This is a genomic window from Mesorhizobium sp. M2D.F.Ca.ET.226.01.1.1, assembly GCF_004022705.2.
Lineage (GTDB): Bacteria > Pseudomonadota > Alphaproteobacteria > Rhizobiales > Rhizobiaceae > Mesorhizobium.
The window spans coordinates 1-581 of record NZ_RZOY02000047.1 but is presented as its reverse complement, the minus strand read 5'-3'; the positions used below and the strand labels follow the sequence as shown (position 1 = coordinate 581).

1 protein-coding gene is annotated in these 581 nt (G+C 59.7%); it reads left to right on the top strand.

Translation table 11 applies throughout. The features are described 5' to 3' along the window. Nucleotides 1-325: transposase (locus tag EN869_RS33690; RefSeq protein ID WP_145971640.1), on the top strand; the 325-nt coding region annotated here is incomplete at its 5' end. Between the last annotated feature and the right edge of the window lie 256 nt (nt 326-581).

The following is a 581-nucleotide window of genomic DNA, read 5'->3' as shown; positions in this document are numbered from 1 at the left end:
AAAGTTCTGCGGGCTGAACCTCTCGACACAGCAGTCAGGCCAATATCGGGGCCAGACCCGCCTTTCCAAATTCGGCAATGCTCGGCTGCGCCGCACCCTGTGGATCGCCGGACAAGTCGCCATCCGCCAGCGGGAGAATGGCTTCCGTCATAAGTTCGAACGCTACATTGCGCGGGATCGCGACAATCCCGATCTACGCCGCAAGGCAATGACCGCTATTACCGCCAAGATGGCCCGCGTCGTGCACGCTGTCGTCAAAGGTGGTTCCGACTACCGGCCCTTCGTTGAAGGGCGGGTGCCAGGTGGAAGAACCTCTGTCAGCTAGGGCCGTGAGGGCATCGATTCGATGACCCTGTAGATAATGTTCGGGTCTTCCGCCTGGATCAGAAGCTCGTGTTGAGGACGGTGAGGGCCCGCCTTCGTGCGGACCCTGTGTTTGCTATGGACGAGACCTTTTCCCTTGCCGGTGGAAGCCGCCTGGTTCGACGACTTGACCAACGTCACGCAGCAAGGGCATGCTGACGAACAGAGAGACCTTGACTGCAGGCTCCATTTCGTTCCGCGCTTAGGACGTTGTCGGT